Genomic DNA, 18942 nt, shown 5'->3' with positions numbered 1-18942 from the left:
CTATAAACGAACTACCGCTAAAATGTGGTAACTAACATTTACTAGGAATCAATTATGGATGAGAATATTTTAAAGAAAATTAAAGCTCTACCCCCACTTGATGACACGGTTGTAAAAATTCAGCGTATTTGCGTCGATAAAAATAGTTCTTTAGCAGATCTTGTTAAAGTGGTTGAGAGCGATCCAATGCTAACAGCTAATATTTTAAAATCGTCCAATTCACCTTTGTACGGATTTAGCCGTGAGATTAAAAATATCGCACATGCTGTCTCTTTATTTGGTATGGCAACCGTACGAGGCTTTGCACTCTCAAGTGCCATTAAACAGAATATTAAAATCAATCTTGAACCGTATCATTTAAACAACAACACTTTTCTTGAAATCAGTACCCTTCAAAGTACCTTCATGTTTAAGTGGTATTCCAAAGTCAATAAAGCGATGCTTGATATTTTACAACCGGCCTCTTTTATGATGGAAGTCGGTAAAATCATTATTGCGCACGAATTAATTGAACAAAACAAAGATGAAGCGTTTAAACATGCTCTTCTTGCGATTAAAACGCCTTCGGAACTTTCTGCTTTAGAAAAAGAGTATGTTGGCTTCGCTAATGAGGAGATTACCGCTAAGATTTTTGAACAATGGAATTTGGAGAGCGAGCTCGTCGAATCCATCAAATTCTCAGTCACGCCACAAGATGCGCAAGAGCATATTCGCCCTTTTGCACAAGCCTTGCATATTGTTCAAAGCAGTATTAATATTTTTGCACAACTCAGCGATACCTCGATTCAAAATACACTGGCATTACTGGATGCATACGGCATTGAGCATGAGGCATATCTTCAAACGGTAGAGCAATTTAAACAGTGAAAGATTTTCTACTAAGCCTTATAGAAGGAGTGGCACAAAAAGATGTGCCAGCCTCTTTTCTCCCACACTTTCAAGCCCTCCTTCAGTTAGGAGCCCTTAATTTAAAAAATGGTCTTTATCTGCTTGATAATTCCTATGTCGTAGGAAAACTCGACGTCGCTTTTAGCGGAACAGGCTTTCTAAGCTCATTCGACACGGCACTCTCTAAAGATATTTTAATAGAAGCCTCTGGTCTTCATGGTGCCATGCGTGGTGATTTAGTCGTAGCAAAAAGGGTTATTAACAAGAAAAGTCGCAGACCTAAAGCAGTTGTCGTCTATATCGCTCAACGCGCTTTTGCCAAAAGTATCGTTTATACCAAAATGCAAAAAGGCAAAGTGGTTGGTATTAATATCAAAAACGAGTCGCTTTTTGAAATCACTGCAAGCCAAAAATCACTCAAACAACTCCCCTTTGGTTCTGTTTTAAAAGTCGATAACACAACCAATACTATCGAAGAAGTCTTAGGCGTTTTAGAAGATCCGCTGGTTGATGAGAAAATTTCATTAGCACTCTTTGAAAAAAAAGAACATTTTAGCAAAGAAGCAGAAGCGGAAGCCAAGAGTCATGGTGATTTTGTTGAAAAGTCCTATTATCCCAACCGAGTAGATTTGACACACTTGCCCTTTTGTACGATTGATCCTGTGGACGCAAAAGATTTTGATGATGCTATTTATTTTGATACCGCCAATCACATTTTATACGTTGCTATCGCTGATGTAAGCGAATATGTGTATGCGATGGGAGCCATTGATAAAGAAGCCGTTGAACGTGGCTTTTCTATCTATTTTCCCCACAAATCCATACCGATGCTTCCACGTGCTTTAAGTGAAAATATCTGCTCGCTCAAACCCAATGTGGACAGACTGGCCTATACGTTTAAAATCACTCTTGATCCGCTTACATGTAAACCACTCAAAGAAGAACTTTTTGAGAGCATCATTCACTCAACCAAACGTTATACCTACGAAAAAATTGATCTTTTTTTACAAGGAAATGTTGCAGACGCCGATGCAGCGGATAAAACTATTTTAGAGTATCTCTTACCACTGCAGACGCTCACCCAAAAGCTACGAACGCTACGACTTGAAAACGCTTTTTCGTTTCGCTCTTCCGAAGTAAGAATGCGCGTCGATGAAAACCAAAACTTAGTCTCAACCCTTATAGAAGAAGAGACGCCATCGCACGGGTTGATTGAAGATTGTATGCTTTTAGCGAATAAAGCAGCTGCAAAAAAATTAGGCTTTGGAATTTTCAGAACTCATGAAAGCCCTTCATACGAGCGCATGGAAGCTCTTTTAAATGACCTTGCGCTGATTGGTATTAATGCTAAATTAATCGCAAATATTCCTAAAATGATTCAAGACATACAGATAAAAGCAGATGCATTAGGGCTACGCGATGAAGTTGATAAACTCATCATTAAAAGCCAAAAGAAAGCCATTTATGAGCCAGAGAACAAAGGACATTTTGGTCTTGGTTTTGACATCTATACGCACTTCACTTCACCTATTAGACGTTACAGCGATTTAACACTGCATCGCCTTTTAAAAGCAAAATGTGCTAATGACGATAAAAAGTTAAATTTTTTGCTCAAAGACATTGCCGCCTTATGTGAAAAAATAAGCTTGCTTGAGAGAGAAAGCGATAAAGTCGCATGGGATTATATGGACCGTAAATTTGCACGCTATATGGCCTTACATGTCGGTGAAAATTTTAGGGCTATCGTGGTCGATGCAGAACAAAATCCTATTGCAAAACTGGATGATGAGCTCAAAGGCGCTCGTATTTTTTTACTTGATAATGATGTCCATCTCTTACAACGCATTGAGATTAAAATTGTTGAAAGCAATATCGCAACCGCTCGCATTTATGCACGAGTTACAAGGAGTTTTGATGTATAAAAAAGAGTTTGAGAACCTATTAAGAACAGGGAAACCACTCAAATCGTCTCTTTTTTATGGGGCATGTTCCTACCAAAACAATCTTTTAGCTTCACAACTGCTCACAACATTAAATGTACAAACCGATGAGAAATTGATGATGTACTACGATGAGTACCATTTTAGTTCTGCTAAAAACTTTCTTTCACAATCTTCTTTATTTGGTGATCGCAATATTTTGATTTTAAAGACAGATAAAACGCTTCCTTCAAAAGAGTTGGATGTATTGATTGATTTGTGCTTAAAAAATGATTCAAGTTACTTTATCTACCAATATTTCGGAGAAGACAAGAAAGCTACTCCGATGACAAAACTATTTGAAAAACAGAATAATGCTCTTTTTGTACGACTTTTTAAAGCGGATTTTAACGAAGCCTTACAGCTTTTACAAAATCATGCGCGTGCGATTGGGCTTACAATTGATCGTTATGCCTTGCAACATCTTTACATGATTCAGATGGAAGATTTATCGTTATGCATCAACGAGTGTGAAAAACTTTTAGTCTTAGATAAAGAGATTACAACCAATGATATTAATACCCATGTTTATGGACTAGGTGCTGTTTCAATGGACCACTTTATTACCAAACTACTTGAGAAAAAAGATATCAAAGATGAATTTATCCGTATGGTTGAAGGCGATGGTATTGAAGAGATGCGCATCATTAATGCCCTTCAAACACACATATCTCAACTGTTTATGTTTCATGCGTATATTAAATTGCATGGTTCTTTTGATGCAAAAGCCATTTTAGGCTACCCTCTTCCTCCACAGCTTGCAAATGAAAGGTCTAGACAATCGATAAAGCTTGATCTTGCGACCTATCATAAACTCCTATCGCTTCTTACTGACGCAGAGTATCGCCTGAAAAAAATGGGCAATATTGAAAAAACAAGCTACCTGCTTTCAAACTTAATAAAATTTCAAAGTTATTTATAGTATAATCCACGCCTATTCTAAAAATCCTTACTCAAATAACACTATTTGGGTGAAATCCATAAGGAGACACTATGCGACATTATGAGTTGCTTGTTGTAGTAAAACCTACACTAACGGTAGAAGAGCTACAAGCAAAACTAGGCTTTCTAAAAGAAATTTTAGAAAAAAATGGTGCAGTTATTGCTGCAACACTTGAGATGGGTACACGCAAACTTGCGTATCAAATTGATAAATTTGAGCGTGGTTCTTACGTAGTATTTTACTTCACTGCCCCTACAGCTGCCATTGCAGAAGTTGAGCGTATCATCAGAATTACTGAAGAATTTATCCGCTTTATGACAGTTAAATTTGAAAATCAAAAAGAACTTAGATTCTGGACAAAACAAGTTGAGAAAATCACTAAAAAAAGTGATGCACCAGCATCTGTTGTTGAATCTAAAGAGATTGTAGAAGAACCAACCGTTACAACTGAAGCTTAATTAAGGAGCCATGATGTTCAATAGAGTAATTATGCTTGGTAACCTCACACGTGATTGTGAACTTCGTTATTTACCAAACGGTGGCGCAGTTTGTACCACAGGTCTTGCAACCAATCGACGCTTCAAAAAGCAAGATGGTAGTCAAGGTGAAGAAGTTTGCTTTATCGACATCACCTTTTTTGGACGAACCGCAGAAATCGCCAATCAATACTTAAGCCGTGGCAAAAAAGTATTGGTTGAGGGTCGTTTAAAATTGGATCAATGGACAGATCAAACCGGTGTAAAGCGCTCTAAGCACTCTATTACCGTTGAGACACTCCAAATGATAGATGCTCGCGGACAAAGTGAAGGTGACATGAGCGGTAGTTATGGTGAAGGTACGCCTAATGTTGGTTACACACCAAGCCAAAAACCTACCAATGCTCCAAGACAATCTACTCCTGAATTTAGTGGTCATGAAATTCCAGACATCGATATTAACGATGATGAAATACCGTTTTAGCGATTTTTACATAACACTGTAAAAATATCTGCCTTGAAAAAGGCAAGCTTTAGTGACGATTAGGCTTTGCCTAAGAGTCGTTATAAAAATAAGTAAAGGATAAAAAATGGCAGAGAAAAGAAAATTTGCACGCAAATACTGCAAATACTGTGAAGCAAAAATTGAATACGTAGATTACAAAGATGCAAAAATTTTGAGACACTCACTTTCTGAGAGATACAAAATTATGCCACGTCGTTTGACAGGAAACTGCAAAAGACATCAAGAAATGGTAGAATTAGCAATCAAACGCGCTCGTGCGACTGCAGTTATTCCATACATCATCGACACTAAAAAAGTGGTTGCAGTTCCATTCGAGCAACTTCAACAATAACGTTTACATGTAAAGCTAGATGGTCGCCCATCTAGCTTCTTCTTTTTATTTCACTAACGCATACTCCAACACTTCTTCCACACGTGATACAGGGATAATCTTCATCTTCTCTTTGACTTCATCCGGAATTTCATCCAAATCTTTTTCATAGTTTTTCTTAGGAATCAATGCCGTTTTAATTTTTGCTTTGTACGCTGCGATAAGTTTCTCTTTCAGCCCACCGATTGGCAAAACTTTCCCTGTTAAAGTAAGTTCTCCCGTCATTGCGATATCGCTCTTAACCTTTTTATCGCATAAAATAGACGCAATAGCTGTTGCCATCGTGATACCAGCACTTGGACCATCTTTTGGCGTAGCGCCCTCAGGAACGTGTATATGAAGGTCATAACGTCTGTACACATCACTTGGTTCTACTTTTCTAGCACTCTCTTCTTTGTCAAGTCCTGAGGTAGGGATGATAGAAAGGGGAACATCAATTTTGCCATTATCAATCAACACTTTCACGACACTCAGTGCAATTTTGGCTGATTCTTTCATAACATCACCCAGTGAACCTGTGATTTGAATGCCACCTTTGCCTTGAATACGAATGGCTTCAACTTTAAGAACATCGCCTCCAACACTTGTCCACGCTAAACCATTGACGATGCCGATGCTATTTTCTTTATCAACCTCATCAATTTCAAACACCGTTTTTGGTAGATACTCTTTAAGATTCGTATGCGTGATGCTGACTTTATCTAACGTTGGGTTCAACAAAAGTTGTTTAGCCACTTTACGCAAGATATCCGCAATTCTTCGGCGCAAGTTTCGCACACCTGATTCGCGGGTATAATTGGCAATGACCAACTGTAAAGTAGGCTTTGAGATATTCACTTCATTATTTTTCAAGCCATGTTTTTTCAACTCTTGAGGGATAAGATATTTTTTCGCTATCTCATATTTCTCTTGAGGTGTATAAGAATTGACAGAGATAAACTCCATACGGTCTCGTAGTGGCGCAGGAATTGAGCCTACTTCATTTGCGGTAGCAATAAAAATAACTTTACTCAGGTCAATATTAAAGTTTAGATAATAATCTCTAAATTTATTATTTTGCTCAGGGTCAAGAACCTCTAACAAGACTGCTGTTGGGTCGCCTCTAAAGCTTCGCGCTACTTTATCGATTTCATCGAGTACCACAACAGGATTCATCTCGCCTGCTTCAATAATCCCTTGCACGATACGCCCTGGCATTGCGCCAATATACGTACGTCTGTGACCTCTTAGCTCATTGACATCTTCTAAACCGCCCAAAGCGATGCGCACAAGTTTACGCTTGAGTGCTTTTGCAATGGAGTTTGCTAGAGATGTTTTACCCACACCTGGAGGTCCTGCAAAACATAAAATAGCACCATTGGCTGATTTGTCAGCAATACCACGTTTTGAGAGCAATTCGCGCACTGCAAAAAACTCTTCGATACGCTCTTTTGGTTTTTCAAGCGAATAATGGTCCTTGTCAAGTTGTGATTTGACTTCTGCAACATCCAAGCTTTTTTTGGCAGCTTTGCCAAAAGGAATCTCAATCACCCAATCCAAATAGCTTTGAATTAAGTTTGCATCGGCAGAATCAGGATGCATTCTTGAAAGTTTATCTATCTGTTTTTTGATTTCTTTATAAGCGTCCTCTTCCATATACTCTTTTTTGGCTTCAAGCTTTTTACGATACTCTTCAATCTCTTCTTCGCGTTGATTGTCCGTTCCTAGCTCTTTTTGAATCTGTTTGAGTTGTTCTTTTAAAAAATACTCTTTGTTCACTTTTTCAATCTGAGAATGCACTTTCGTTTTAATCTCTTTTTTAAGTCTGCTTGACTCAATCTCTTCAATGACATAGTCAATGAGTTGCAAAAGCCTTGTTTCATCATCAATTTCGACAAACAATTTATAGGCTTGCTCTTTCTTTAGCTTCATACTACTTGCAACTAAATCAGTAATACGGTGTACATCGCTGTTATCTTCAATGGTTTTAAGAAGGTCAGGTGGAAATTGACTACCAAGTGATGAGAGTTGTGTGATTTTTTCTCTTAAAACTGCCAAAGTAGCTTCAACTTTAATCGCTTCAGAGCGATGTGTTTGAATAACATCGATGGTCGCACGTAAAGGCGTAGAAGAGAGTTCTTTTAGTATCTTTCCTTTTTGCATCCCTTGGAACAAAATCTTAACACGCCCATCAGGCAATTCAACTTTACGCATGATAGAGCCGATAACACCCGCAGGATAAATAGCATTAAAATTTCTTCCTTGTTCAGCACCTACTTTGGCTGTACAAACCATAACTAAAGAGTTATGATCGAGTGCATCGTTTGCTGCTCTGATATTTTCTTCATCTGAGAGGAAAAGAGGTGAAATCATAAAAGGGTATAAAAATAAATTATCCTCAACAATGATGGGGATGTCCGCAGGAAATGCGGTATAGTCGCTGAGCTTCATATGTGAACTCTCCATTGTGTTTTATTTGTAATTATAGTTTACATGTAAGAGCATAAGAGCTAGGCTCTTATGCGATAATTAGATTATATAGTAAAGAAGTAAATAAAAAGTCTATTTTTCAAACCAAGAGCGATACCAAGGAATCTTTGGTTCTATAATTTCTGCATTGCCGAGGGATGATTTTTGAAGTTTTTCATCATACATCTTTGCCGCATCTGGTTTATCAACTCTGCCATACAAACCTTTAATATTTTCATCCAAGAAGTATTCTCCAAGCTCAAGTCTGACCAAAATCGTTTCGGCTAAAGGGCGAAATTTTGAATTGGGATATTTGCTGATAAACTCTTTGGTTTGTTTAATCGTGTCCATTAAAAGTTGTTGATTACGATTTGGATTTGGGAAAGCTTCATAATTGGCTTTGATTTTCATAAAACGAACATGGTCTGCATTTTCTTTACTACCATAGCGTTTAAGATACTCATCGAGATAAAAGTTTGCTAAGACATACTCTTCATCTTGCATATGGGCATTTGCCAACATCATCATGGCTTCAGGAAGCAATGGAGATTCTATATGTTCACTCACCAATGAAGTATAAAACGAATCGGCTTTTTCTAAATCTTGTGCTTTAATCTCTTTGGCGATTTGCTCATACCAATACGTTGCTGGCATGTTATAAACTTCTTTTGTTTTAGAAGCACAACCACTAATTAAAGCTACTAATGACGCTGCAACAAGAACATTTGTTATCTTCATTCACGCTATCCTTTGTGTTAAAAAGACTATTGTATCCTCTTTTTTTTTATCTTAATATAAAAGTCGATTTTTTATCTTTTTATCCATTTTATTTTTGTCTCATTACCTCATTTAACGAACAACATGATACAATAAAACAAAATGATTACTTTTTAAAAAAGGAATGTTATGGTTTTTTCTCTCAAAGCACCCATTTTAGGATTTGAAGATATTAAAGAAGCGGAACTCGAAAAGATCGATGAGTTTTTTGTAAAATTTATTTCAAAATCCGATACAACAACATTCACACTCATTAATCCTTTTATGCTTCGCCCCTATGAATTTGATATTCCTGAATATTTTAGAGCACTGCTTGACATTAAAGAAGACTCCAACCTTCTTATTTTAAACATCATGATTATCGCAACGCCCATTGAAACATCTACCATCAATTTTATCGCACCTCTTGTTTTTAATGTCGATAATGGCTCACTAGCCCAAGTCGTTTTAGATGCAAATAAATACCCTGAATTTGGTTTGATGGAGAGTATTTCAAATTTTTTGAATAAAGAGAAAGCAGAATAACCCTAATGAGAGTTTTTGAATATTTTTATCTTCAAAAACTTTACATGTAAATACTATAAACGAGAGAATGTTATGAAAATTGTCACTTATAATATTTATCTTTTTTTATTTCTTACAATCTGTTGCTCACTAAATTTATATGCAGATACAAATAATAATGATCAATGTAATTATGCTGAAACTGTGGCACTTAACTATAGTGGTAGTGGCTCTTTGAGCTATACTCGGCGTTCAACAGATACAAATGATTATTTTCAATTTATACTTCCTGCAGCAGGTACGCTAACGATTACCGTCACAAATGCATCAATAGATTTAGATGCTTATCTTTATAATTCAACCTGTGGAACACTCTTAGCGTCTGATACATCATCCAGTCATGATGCTAGCATCAGTTATAATTATACAGGTGCGAGTACCACAACATTAAAATTATTACTTAATTATCCATACAATGACTATGGCTATGGCTCAACAACTTATAATATAAATATTACCTTCACCCCTTCTACCCCCACATTATCTATAGCAGATGTCTCTTTTAATGAAGAAAGCTCTGGCGTTTATACAAAAAATATCCCTGTTACGTTATCGAATCCTAATGGCAATACGATAACCGTAAATTATACAGTCTCTAGTGGAACAGCAACGGCAGGAAGTGATTATAATGCAACGAATGGAACCCTAACGTTTTCAGGAGCAACATCCGTACAAAATATTCCTATTCAAATTTCTGGTGATACAACGATTGAAAGTGATGAAACTTTTTCTATAACACTCTCTAATGCTACTGGCGGGGCATCTATCTCAAAAGCCAGTGCGACAATTACACTGTTAAATGACGACAGTCCTTCAATTACCATTGGTGAGCGCGAATTTGCATTGAGAAATCCTACTTCAACACGTAATATTAAAGGCGGGTTACAAGTTATAGGCAATACTGTCTTGTGCGTACAGTCTAACGGCGTTTGTTATGATTATACAGGTAGGTCTAGCAACTCTGAACTTGATTTGCGCTACATCGATGTTGATGGAGTCACGCGTAATTACAATAACTCATCTCAAGCGCAGCTCAAAATTCCAACAACAGCAATAATTAAGTGGGCAGGACTATATTCTCAAGGTTATTTAAACACATACAATTCAACTTTAGTTGCTACAACACTTCAAGACCCAATTTATGTAACTATTCCTACCATAGGAACAGTTGCAAGCGTTCCAGAGGTGATTGATCTTTATGCCAATAGTAACGATGGATATACTTACGATACTTTTGCGGCGTTACCTTCCCTCGTTGGCAAAACTGGGGCTGCTGTAAACGGATGGATTACTGGGGCAAATATCAAAGCAAATACAGGAACAGAAGATAGTGGATTGGGTAATTTTGGCGCTTGGACATTGGTTGTCGTTTATGAAGATAGTAGTGCTTCTTTAAAGAATATTTCTGTCTATGATGGATATAAAAGAGTTGCCAGTGCGGATGGATTTAATTCTGTTAATATCACACCTTCTGGCTTTTTAACACCTACTAGTGGAACTGTCAAATCAACACTCTCCCTTTTTGTAGGAGAAGGTGATAAAAATATTGTTGGCGATAAACTTTATGTCAATGGTACAGCTATTAATGATACAAATGCTTTTTACTCAACCATTAGTGGATTTGCGGCAAATCCTAGTTATTCAAATACAGAAGGTATCGATATACAAAACTATGATATTGGTGTAGATGGCAACACATCACACCCTCAAATTATTGGTAATGGTGCTAATAGTGCAACGATTACATTAACATCTACACAAGACACTTATTTCCCCAGCATGGTTGCGTTTACGACAGAACTTTATGAACCACGCGTGTGCTATGTAGAAGCTTATTATGATGCTGATGGCAATGCAACTTTAACAACAGCTAATGTGGGAGATATTATCACGATTAAAACGTGGATAGCCAACATGAAAAAAGATGCCAGCGATGGCAACTTGGAAACAGCACAAAAAGTTGAAGTGACGATGGAACATGATGATACCAACCTTGCCTATCAAGCAGAAAGTACCAAAATTCAAAATGTTGGCGAAAGTGTCTATAGCAGTAAAACGGATGCAAAAGATAGTGATACGGCGACATTTTATTCTGATACAAATACCTCTGTATGGCATGTAGGTACAGGCGCAACGGGTACGGATGGCGGTGATTTGACACCCAATGTCACGAATGACGCCGCCAATAAAGCCTATATTTCCTTTAAAGAGAAGATACAAACAACCGGCGATATCACGATTGCAAATATTTATAAAGTTTCTTATGAAAATTCCAATATGGGACTTCGTATCGGCGATGAATCTCCTGTTAATATCGGTGTGTGTAAAGACTTTAACACTTCAATTGCGGTTAGTGCACCTCTTGGTGTTTTTAACGTTGTCAATCAAAATTTTTCAGGTAACACAAACTCCAATGATGGCACAAGCAGTGATAATGCCCTTTATACGCAAATTGCAGGACAAGCTTTTCAAGTAAAACTTCTAGCACTTAATTCTGATTATATAACATTGAAAGCATACACAGGCGATGTCAATCTCAGCAGTATTGATGCGCCCAATTACTCTGCATCAGATACAGACGCACAAAAACAAGCAAAATGCGATGCATCTATTGCTACATCAACAATGACGATCACTTTTAATAATGAAAATTACAAAACACTCACACTTAATTATCCTCAAGCCTCAAAAAATGTTGCCTTTAAAATAGCGTATAACGATAATGGTACAACCAAATATGTCTGTTCACGTGATAGCTTCGCTATTCGACCTGCTACATATGCAATGACTGCTAATGCTGCACACTTGATTGGAGGTGCAAATTATACACTGACGGTCAATGCTGTGACAAATAATGCTATTGTGAGTGGCTATACCCAAGCAATCACAGCCAATACTGCTAATTTAAAAGCTCTTTTAGATTTAATCATCCCAGCAGGCTGTAATCTTGCTGCTGTACAAAATGCACTCAATCCTCTCTCTTTTACTAATGGGGTTTCTACGTTTAACGCCTTTACCTACAATAATGTAGGAGATGTCAATGTCACCGTTTCAGATAATGATTGGACAACCATTGACCAAAATAGCAACGCCGATTGCCTTGCCGGGAGCACATCATCAACGCCTGATGGGAACGGCAAAGTGGGATGCCTTATTGAAAAAGTTCAGCAATTCACTTTTAGTCCAAAACAATTTAATAACACATTGACACTTCAAAACTTTAATGATGGCAATTTTACGTATCTATCAAATGATAATAATATGAGTGCTAAGGCTCTTTTAACAACAACGGCTGTTTTAAACGATGCGACAACAACAGCAACCAATTACACTGCTAACTGTTATGCACGAAACATCGATTATACCCTTGCTCTTATCAATAATAAAAATTTATCAACATCGACCACTCAAAATCGTGTCCGCTATTTTGATGATGATACAACATCGAATTTGGAAGATAATGCAACAGTTGGACAAGCGACCTTTAGCTCAACAGAGGGTAATTTTACCAATGGCATTGCAGCCAACCTAGCAATATCTTTAAACTTTACACGCACAATTAATACACCCGATGAGCCTTTCAAAATTGCACGAAATGATTTTAATATCACAACAGTTATAGACCAAAATAATACAACTGGTTCAGATTTTAACCGAACAAATGATCAAAATGCTACGTTTTACTATGGACGTGTTTATTCAACCGATTACAGAGGACAAAGTCCCATAACTGCTACCATTCGTTATGAAGTCTATTGTAAAGATTGTAACACTAGCGCTTTTGCGGCAATAGGGACACAAAGCCCAACGTCACTGACATGGTATCAAAATCCTTTACATGTGATTGCTGATGGCAATGTAACTGCTTTTACGCCACGAGGCATTACGGGTGTTGCGCCTCTTGCTTCCAATAACATTAATAATGGTCTTGAAAACAATACTTTAACCAATAATGCTGTGAATAATGCTCCCTATACCGATACTATACAAATGACACCATCACCATGGTTATTGTTTAACTTGTACAATGCAGGAGCAGTTACCAATGACTTTTCGGTTGAGTTTACACGATCAGGCGATTGGGCAGGGCAAGGATCACTCGGGCAAACCGTTGATGTTAATACTTCAACACGTACCAATAAAAGAATGGAATGGTGAGAATGCGTTCAGCCATGTCTATGATTGAGCTTGTATTTGCTATTGTCATTATGGGAATTGCCGTCATGAGTTTGCCGCTTATCTTAACGCAAGTCCAAAACAATAATGCTTTTGCAATGCAACAAGAAGCCATCCTCGCAGCCAAAGCCAAAATTGGTGATATCTTGACGTATGAATGGGATGAAAGAAGCTTCAACACTGCCGCTCAACGCTCTTATGTCCTTGATGCTACCAATGGAGATGCCGAACTTCGACGCGTGGGAACAACAAATATGCGACTAGGACATGTATCAGCTGAAAATAGGCGCAAATTTTTCGATGTAAACACGACAGCTACTGCCATCGGAGCAGATGCCACTTTTAATGATATTGATGATTTTAACGGTTTACCACCCACTGCATTGGTCGTTACAGCAGGAGAAGATGCTGGAACGTTAGATTATATTTTTGACTTGAACCTAACAACAAGCATTAATTATGCAGAAGATAACGCAACCTATAGCAATCCTACGTTAATAGACTTTACGTTCAATCCTAACAACGCCCCTGCAACACCGACAAATATAAAAATAATTTCAGTGACTGTTTCAGGCGGTGACCAAAACATTACCTTACGCGCTTTTACATGTAATATCGGTGAAAGTTCACTTCTTCCGTCAAGGCCTTACCAATGAAAAAACGTTCCGCTTTTACGATGATAGAACTCGTGATGGTTATCGTTGTTTTTGGTATCGTTGCGAGTATTGGCGCAGAAATTATCGCTAGTCTTTATAACAATTACTTACGAACGCGTTCCATTAACCGCCTTCAAAGTCAAACGGAACTCACCTTAGAACAGATTGCTAAACGTTTACAATACCGTATCAAAGACAGTGTAAGAGCCAGTAATGATGGCGGCGCAACATGGGTAGCACTCCCTAGTGCAGTAGTTGGATTTGGAACCATTGAATGGATAGGTATCAGCAATGAAAGCTTTATTGGGGAATGGGATGCTGTTTCTGCTTCTGTTGTTCCAGGCTGGAGTGGACTCATTGATATGGAGAGTAATGAGACCAAAGCAGGAGCTACACGCACACTAAAAACACCAGGAAGCCGTCTTGATATAGCTGAAAATATTATTTTTGCACTCACCAATGGCGATATTAACATGAGCAATGAAGGTGGTCAATTGCCAGCGCTAATTTTTAAAGGTGCAAAGCCTTTGTACAACGTCAATAATTATTATACAGAAGGCGGAAACACCTACACAACGCATGTTTCAAGAAGTACCAATACCACATTTCACATTCCTTTAGATGACAATTTAACCGATGGAAATCTCTTCGAGCAATATTATCTTGCTCATACCGCCTATGCTCTTGTACCTGTCGGTGGTGTCAATGATTTCAACCTAACACTAAGATACAATTATCAACCTTGGGAAGGTGAAAAATTTGATGATGCGGCTGTCGTCGCTGCGGCACAAGTCCTTGCGGAAAATGTTAGCACCTTTCGTATTCGTCAAGAAGGAGATGTCGTGCGTATCAAACTTTGTATCCATGACAATAATCAAAGTGGTGATTTCGACTTTAGTGCGTGTAAAGAAAAGGTAATTTACTGATGAGAAGAGGTTTTACACTTATCACAGCGATTTTATTTATGGTTTTAGTGGCAACCATTGCTGCATTAGCACTCACATTTTCAAGTTTTTCTACCAAACAAACAACCGATCTGTACCTAAGAGAACAAGCCGAATTGCTCCTTCAAAGCGGGACAGAATTTGCGCTTCTTGCTATCAGCGGGCATGATATCAATACAACCAATGGCTGTTTAAATGCCATAAACTCTCAATACCCTGGAGCAGGAGCCAATGCGATTTTTGACATCAACATTACTATTAATTATATGGGAAATGGCCTCTTAGCCGCTTCAAATAACAATTGTAATGTTTTAAGCGATACCGTAGCAACAACGGATTCTAATATCACCGTTATCATTGATACGATTGTTGCTACACATGATGATAACAACATCTCCACAGAGCCGATTAGACTGCATCGACGCACGATTCAAAAACCGTAAAATCAACTCAAAAATCCCTCTTTTGCTTTAAGGTTTCATTTGTTATACTAGCTCTATCAACCCCAAATGAGGGGAAGGAAAAGGAGACAAGATGAACACAAGTATCGTAGGAAAACAATTTGATTTGACCGAGCCAATCAAGGCTTATATTGATGGAGCTGTTGATGCTCTTGGCAAATACAATTTGGACATTATCTCTGTGCGTACTGTGATCTCAGCGGATGAAAAAAATGGCAAAAAAGGCTTTAATGTCGAATTTGCTATTAACATGGCACATAAAAACACGGTTGTCATTCAACAAAAAGACAAAGATGTTTATGCTGCGGTTGATCTTGCGATTGAGAGAGCTAAAAAAGTTCTTAGACGCCATCACGATAAAATCACCAACTATAAGCTCGTTGAAGAAGCTCCTGCTCTCACTGAAAACAGTGAAGGAAGTGATGACGAGATCGTTCCAATGCGACTTGACAGCTATAAACCTGTCGAAGTTGAAGACGCTATGAACGAACTTAAAGCATCCGACAAACAATTTATCGTTTTCCACGACATGGAAGACAAATTCCGCGTTATGTATAAAAAATCAGACGGAAGATTTGGGTTATATTAATAACGTTAAGGGAGCAAAGCTCCCTTAACTACGCTAAGCCGCTATGGCACTAAAGCTTGCCAACATTGTTGGCAGAATTTATCTCGATTCTACGTTTTGCCTCTTTTAAGATTTCCTCATCACTCCCCATTTCAAACCAAACCAGTTTCTTACCGCTTTGAATGAGTCCTCCAACGACATCTCCTCCTTGACGGTATTCTAAATCAAGTTCGGCAATCTCAAATCCATCTAATGTTTGAGAAAATTTTTCCAATCGCTCACTTTTTGGAAGATTGGTATAGAGATAACAATACCCTTTAAGTCCATTTCGACTGACGCGACCTCGAAGCTGATGTAAACTCGCAAGCCCCAATCGCTCTGCTCCTACAATCACTATCGTCGAAAGACGTGGCAAAGAGATACCCACTTCAACGACGGTTGTTGAGATGAGTAGATGGCCCTCTTCTTTAAAATTTTTGAGTATCTCTTCTTTATTTTTATCTTTGCCATACGTCACATAGACTTTTTCGAAGTTTTTTTCCCAAAAGCCACGCCCTTCATCAATGGATTGATAATTGACCATTTCACTCTCTTCGACTAAAGGATAGACAATGATGCACTGATGGTTTTGGACGATTTCCAAGCGCAGATGCTCTAGTAAAGCTTTAAAATTCTGTTTGCCAATGACTTTAGTCGTGATATCTTTAGGGAAAGGTAGCATTTTGATGAAGGAAAAATCGACCAAAGAGGATTGAATCATACTCAAAGTTCTTGGAATTGGCGTAGCGGAAAATTGTAAATAATGCGGATGCCATGATTGTTTTGAGACAAGCGAAGCTAATAAGGAGCGTTGTTTTGTACCAAAACGATGTTGTTCATCCACCATGACCAGTGCGCACTCTGGCAAATCGCGATACAAAAGAGCATGCGTACCAATCAAAAAATCAGCCACATGCAAATCCTCTTTGGTATCCGCTTCTTGCGTGACTAAAAGTGTTTTTACATGTAAAGGCAAAAACTTCTTCGCCTCTTCAAAGAGTTGTGTTGCTAAAACAGTTGTAGGTGCCATTAGGACAGATTTTTGAGGGTAAGCCATCATCATGGACGCTAATATCACCATCGTTTTACCACACCCAACATCACCCATAACAACGCGCTTTGTGGCTGTTTCACCTAAAAAATCACGTTTGATTTCACCAATCACTTTTTCTTGGTCATGGGTTAATTTAAAAGGCAATGTGCGAATAAACGCCTGTTCATCTCCTGTGAGTTTTCCACACGTTGGGAACGTCACTTTTTTCGTTGAAAGGTGTTGAAGATAATTGAAAATCTCAACAAATTTGAGTGTCCTTTTTATCTCATCGGTATAACCAAACGTGGTGAATTTTGAAGCCTCTTTGGGTGTAGGAAAATGAAGACGCATCAGGCTTTGCGCCTCTTTTACATGTAATCCTCTTTGGCATAAATTTTCTTCAGTAATATAACGTTTGATTAATCCCACAACCGTTTTATTTTGAAGCGGCGTTTTGTATTTAGCGATTAACGTATTAATCGTCGTAATAACATGAGGCTGTATGATTTGCATTCTTCCAGCATTATAAAGCAATTTTCCGCTGATATAAAGCTCACTACCCGTTTTAAACAACGCTTTTTGGTACGGTTTTACACCAAAAAAGACGCCCTCAAGCGGCATATCCCATTCTGTTGCCAAGAGATTCACTTGAAAGACTTTAGGGCTTTGTTTATGCGAAATAACTTTTACATGTAATGTGTTGGATTCATTAAAAAGTGGAGCCGGCGTTAAGAAAGTATTTTCATACGTATAAGGGAGAAGAAGCGCTAAATCTAGTAGCGTTCCTACTCCCAATTTTTTGAAGCGATCTTTATCTAACGGATCAAGATCAAGGTTTTTCACGCTTCGTGACTACCGAAAAGCTAAGGGCTGAGATTTCATCGTGTTTTTTGATAAAACTATTGAGTTCTTCTAAGCTCAGCTTATCAATTTTCTCAAGCTGTTTTTTAGAATGTCCCAATTCAAATCCGCTGTAATACTCAAAGAAAGCACGTGAAAGACGTTGCGAAAGCGTTTCATTGCGTAGTGGCTCGCTCCCAAGTAAGAACCGTTTTGCTTGCGCGAGTTCTTCTTCGGTGGCACCCTTTTCGATAAAGCTTTTGATTTCGGAAGAGACTAATTTTTTAGCCTTTTCTAAATTTTCATTTTTAGTTTGCAAATGGCCTGTAAAGCTACTGCTTGATTTTCCGATACTGGTTCGGCTGTAAATTGAATAGGCCAAGCCTTGTTTAACACGTATCTCTTCCATCAAACGACTGCCAAATCCACTCTCGCCTAAAATAAAACTCGCTACTTTTGCCTTGTACGCGTCAGGGTCACCGCTTTTCATATAAAACGGCGCGCCAAAATAGATATAGGCTTGTTCACTTTGCTTATGAACAACCACTTCTTTAGCATTTTTATTCGCATCATAATACGACATTGAACGCACTTTACCGTGTTTGATCTCTTTTAACACAGGCATGAGTAACTTTTTAAGCTCCTCAAGATCAATATCGCCGCCCGCAACAATAATCAGACTTTCTAAATTGAGATGCTCATAATAAAAGTTCTCAACATCTTTTAGTTTCAGTGCTTTAATGCTTTTAACATCCCCATTGTAAGCATGCGCAAACGGCGTCTTATCAAAGATTAATTTTTGAAGATTAAGATTGGCAATATAATCAAAATCACTCTCTTTAGAAGAGAGCATACCAAGTGTCATGAGCTTAATTTTCTCAAAACTCTCTTTGGTGAAATTAGGATTTTTAATCAATTTTGCCAACATCTCTAAGGCATAAGGAAATTGCTCTTTCAGTGAAGAGGCTTCAAAAACGAGCGTTTCAACACCGCTGTGAGCACCCAGACTAATCGCTCGAAATTCTAGCTCCTCGGCAAATGCAGTAGAGCCCATCTCTTTTGTGCCCTCACCCAACATCGCCGCTAGAAATTTAGCGATGCCTTCATTGTGTGCATCTTCCATACTACCAGCATTTTTAACAACCAGCTGAACAGATGTGATAGGTAAAGAGGTGTCTTTTTCAAACACAACGGGAATATTCACTCCACCAACATTAATTTGACTAATCTCTTGACCCACTAATACTCCTTGTA

At 38.1% G+C, this 18942-nt stretch carries 16 protein-coding genes; 12 read left to right on the top strand and 4 right to left on the bottom strand.

The features are described 5' to 3' along the window. Window positions 1-54: 54 nt before the first annotated feature. From AC5SLP_RS11890 to rpsR, 6 genes are all read left to right on the top strand, one after another. Window positions 55-867, top strand: a complete 813-nt coding sequence (locus tag AC5SLP_RS11890; protein WP_495255375.1) for an HDOD domain-containing protein — start codon at window positions 55-57, stop codon at window positions 865-867. Then, a complete protein-coding gene (locus AC5SLP_RS11885; protein ID WP_495255374.1) occupies window positions 864-2810 on the top strand; it encodes an RNB domain-containing ribonuclease in 1947 nt (648 codons plus the stop codon). Before AC5SLP_RS11890 ends, AC5SLP_RS11885 begins: the two co-directional genes overlap by 4 nt. Then, window positions 2803-3789: a DNA polymerase III subunit delta gene (gene holA, locus AC5SLP_RS11880; RefSeq protein WP_495255373.1), complete on the top strand. Its 987-nt coding sequence runs from the start codon at window positions 2803-2805 to the stop codon at window positions 3787-3789. The genes AC5SLP_RS11885 and holA overlap by 8 nt, the downstream gene beginning before the upstream one ends. Window positions 3790-3860: 71 nt before the next feature. Then, window positions 3861-4268 (top strand): 30S ribosomal protein S6, encoded by a 408-nt coding sequence (rpsF, locus tag AC5SLP_RS11875; protein WP_495255372.1) that lies wholly within the window; start codon window positions 3861-3863, stop codon window positions 4266-4268. Between the two features lie 13 nt (window positions 4269-4281). Then, entirely contained in the window at window positions 4282-4770 is a 489-nt protein-coding gene (gene ssb / locus AC5SLP_RS11870) for a single-stranded DNA-binding protein (protein WP_495255371.1), read from the top strand. A gap of 106 nt (window positions 4771-4876) precedes the next feature. Next, window positions 4877-5143: a 30S ribosomal protein S18 gene (gene rpsR, locus AC5SLP_RS11865; protein WP_039675171.1), complete on the top strand. Its 267-nt coding sequence runs from the start codon at window positions 4877-4879 to the stop codon at window positions 5141-5143. A gap of 45 nt (window positions 5144-5188) precedes the next feature. On the opposite strand, the gene lon is transcribed toward rpsR, so the two are convergent. Both lon and AC5SLP_RS11855 read right to left on the bottom strand, forming a co-directional pair. Continuing rightward, window positions 5189-7612 (bottom strand): endopeptidase La, encoded by a 2424-nt coding sequence (lon, locus tag AC5SLP_RS11860; RefSeq protein WP_495255370.1) that lies wholly within the window; start codon window positions 7610-7612, stop codon window positions 5189-5191. A gap of 111 nt (window positions 7613-7723) precedes the next feature. Beyond that, the gene (locus AC5SLP_RS11855; RefSeq protein ID WP_495255369.1) at window positions 7724-8368 is read right to left on the bottom strand and encodes an outer membrane protein assembly factor BamD; all 645 of its coding nucleotides are present in this window, start codon (window positions 8366-8368) and stop codon (window positions 7724-7726) included. 168 nt (window positions 8369-8536) lie between these two features. Here AC5SLP_RS11855 and fliW point away from each other — a divergent pair, with 168 nt between their 5' ends. The 6 genes from fliW (at window position 8537) to hpf (ending at window position 15797) form a co-directional block, all read left to right on the top strand. After that, complete coding sequence (gene fliW / locus AC5SLP_RS11850; RefSeq protein WP_495255368.1) at window positions 8537-8932, top strand: flagellar assembly protein FliW; 396 nt, start codon at window positions 8537-8539, stop codon at window positions 8930-8932. A 183-nt stretch (window positions 8933-9115) separates the two neighbouring features. Next, complete coding sequence (locus AC5SLP_RS11845) at window positions 9116-13129, top strand: Calx-beta domain-containing protein (protein WP_495255367.1); 4014 nt, start codon at window positions 9116-9118, stop codon at window positions 13127-13129. A 2-nt stretch (window positions 13130-13131) separates the two neighbouring features. Then, complete coding sequence (locus AC5SLP_RS11840; RefSeq protein ID WP_495255366.1) at window positions 13132-13803, top strand: type II secretion system protein; 672 nt, start codon at window positions 13132-13134, stop codon at window positions 13801-13803. Next, window positions 13800-14729, top strand: coding sequence for a type II secretion system protein (locus AC5SLP_RS11835; RefSeq protein WP_495255365.1), 930 nt, complete (start codon window positions 13800-13802; stop codon window positions 14727-14729). The genes AC5SLP_RS11840 and AC5SLP_RS11835 overlap by 4 nt, the downstream gene beginning before the upstream one ends. Then, entirely contained in the window at window positions 14729-15190 is a 462-nt protein-coding gene (locus tag AC5SLP_RS11830) for a type II secretion system protein (protein ID WP_495255364.1), read from the top strand. The genes AC5SLP_RS11835 and AC5SLP_RS11830 overlap by 1 nt, the downstream gene beginning before the upstream one ends. Before the next feature lie 91 nt (window positions 15191-15281). Further along, window positions 15282-15797 carry a ribosome hibernation-promoting factor, HPF/YfiA family gene (gene hpf, locus AC5SLP_RS11825; protein WP_495255363.1) on the top strand — a complete coding sequence of 172 codons (516 nt, stop codon included), beginning with the start codon at window positions 15282-15284 and terminating at the stop codon, window positions 15795-15797. 49 nt (window positions 15798-15846) lie between these two features. On the opposite strand, the gene recG is transcribed toward hpf, so the two are convergent. Both recG and AC5SLP_RS11815 read right to left on the bottom strand, forming a co-directional pair. Then, window positions 15847-17691: an ATP-dependent DNA helicase RecG gene (gene recG / locus AC5SLP_RS11820; RefSeq protein ID WP_495255362.1), complete on the bottom strand. Its 1845-nt coding sequence runs from the start codon at window positions 17689-17691 to the stop codon at window positions 15847-15849. Further along, a complete protein-coding gene (locus tag AC5SLP_RS11815; protein WP_495255361.1) occupies window positions 17678-18928 on the bottom strand; it encodes a M16 family metallopeptidase in 1251 nt (416 codons plus the stop codon). Before AC5SLP_RS11815 ends, recG begins: the two co-directional genes overlap by 14 nt. Window positions 18929-18942 lie beyond the last annotated feature (14 nt).

Source organism: Sulfurospirillum sp. E15m (genome assembly GCF_059415145.1).
The sequence above is the reverse complement of the archived record's forward strand: the minus strand, read 5'-3'. Positions and strand labels throughout refer to the sequence as shown.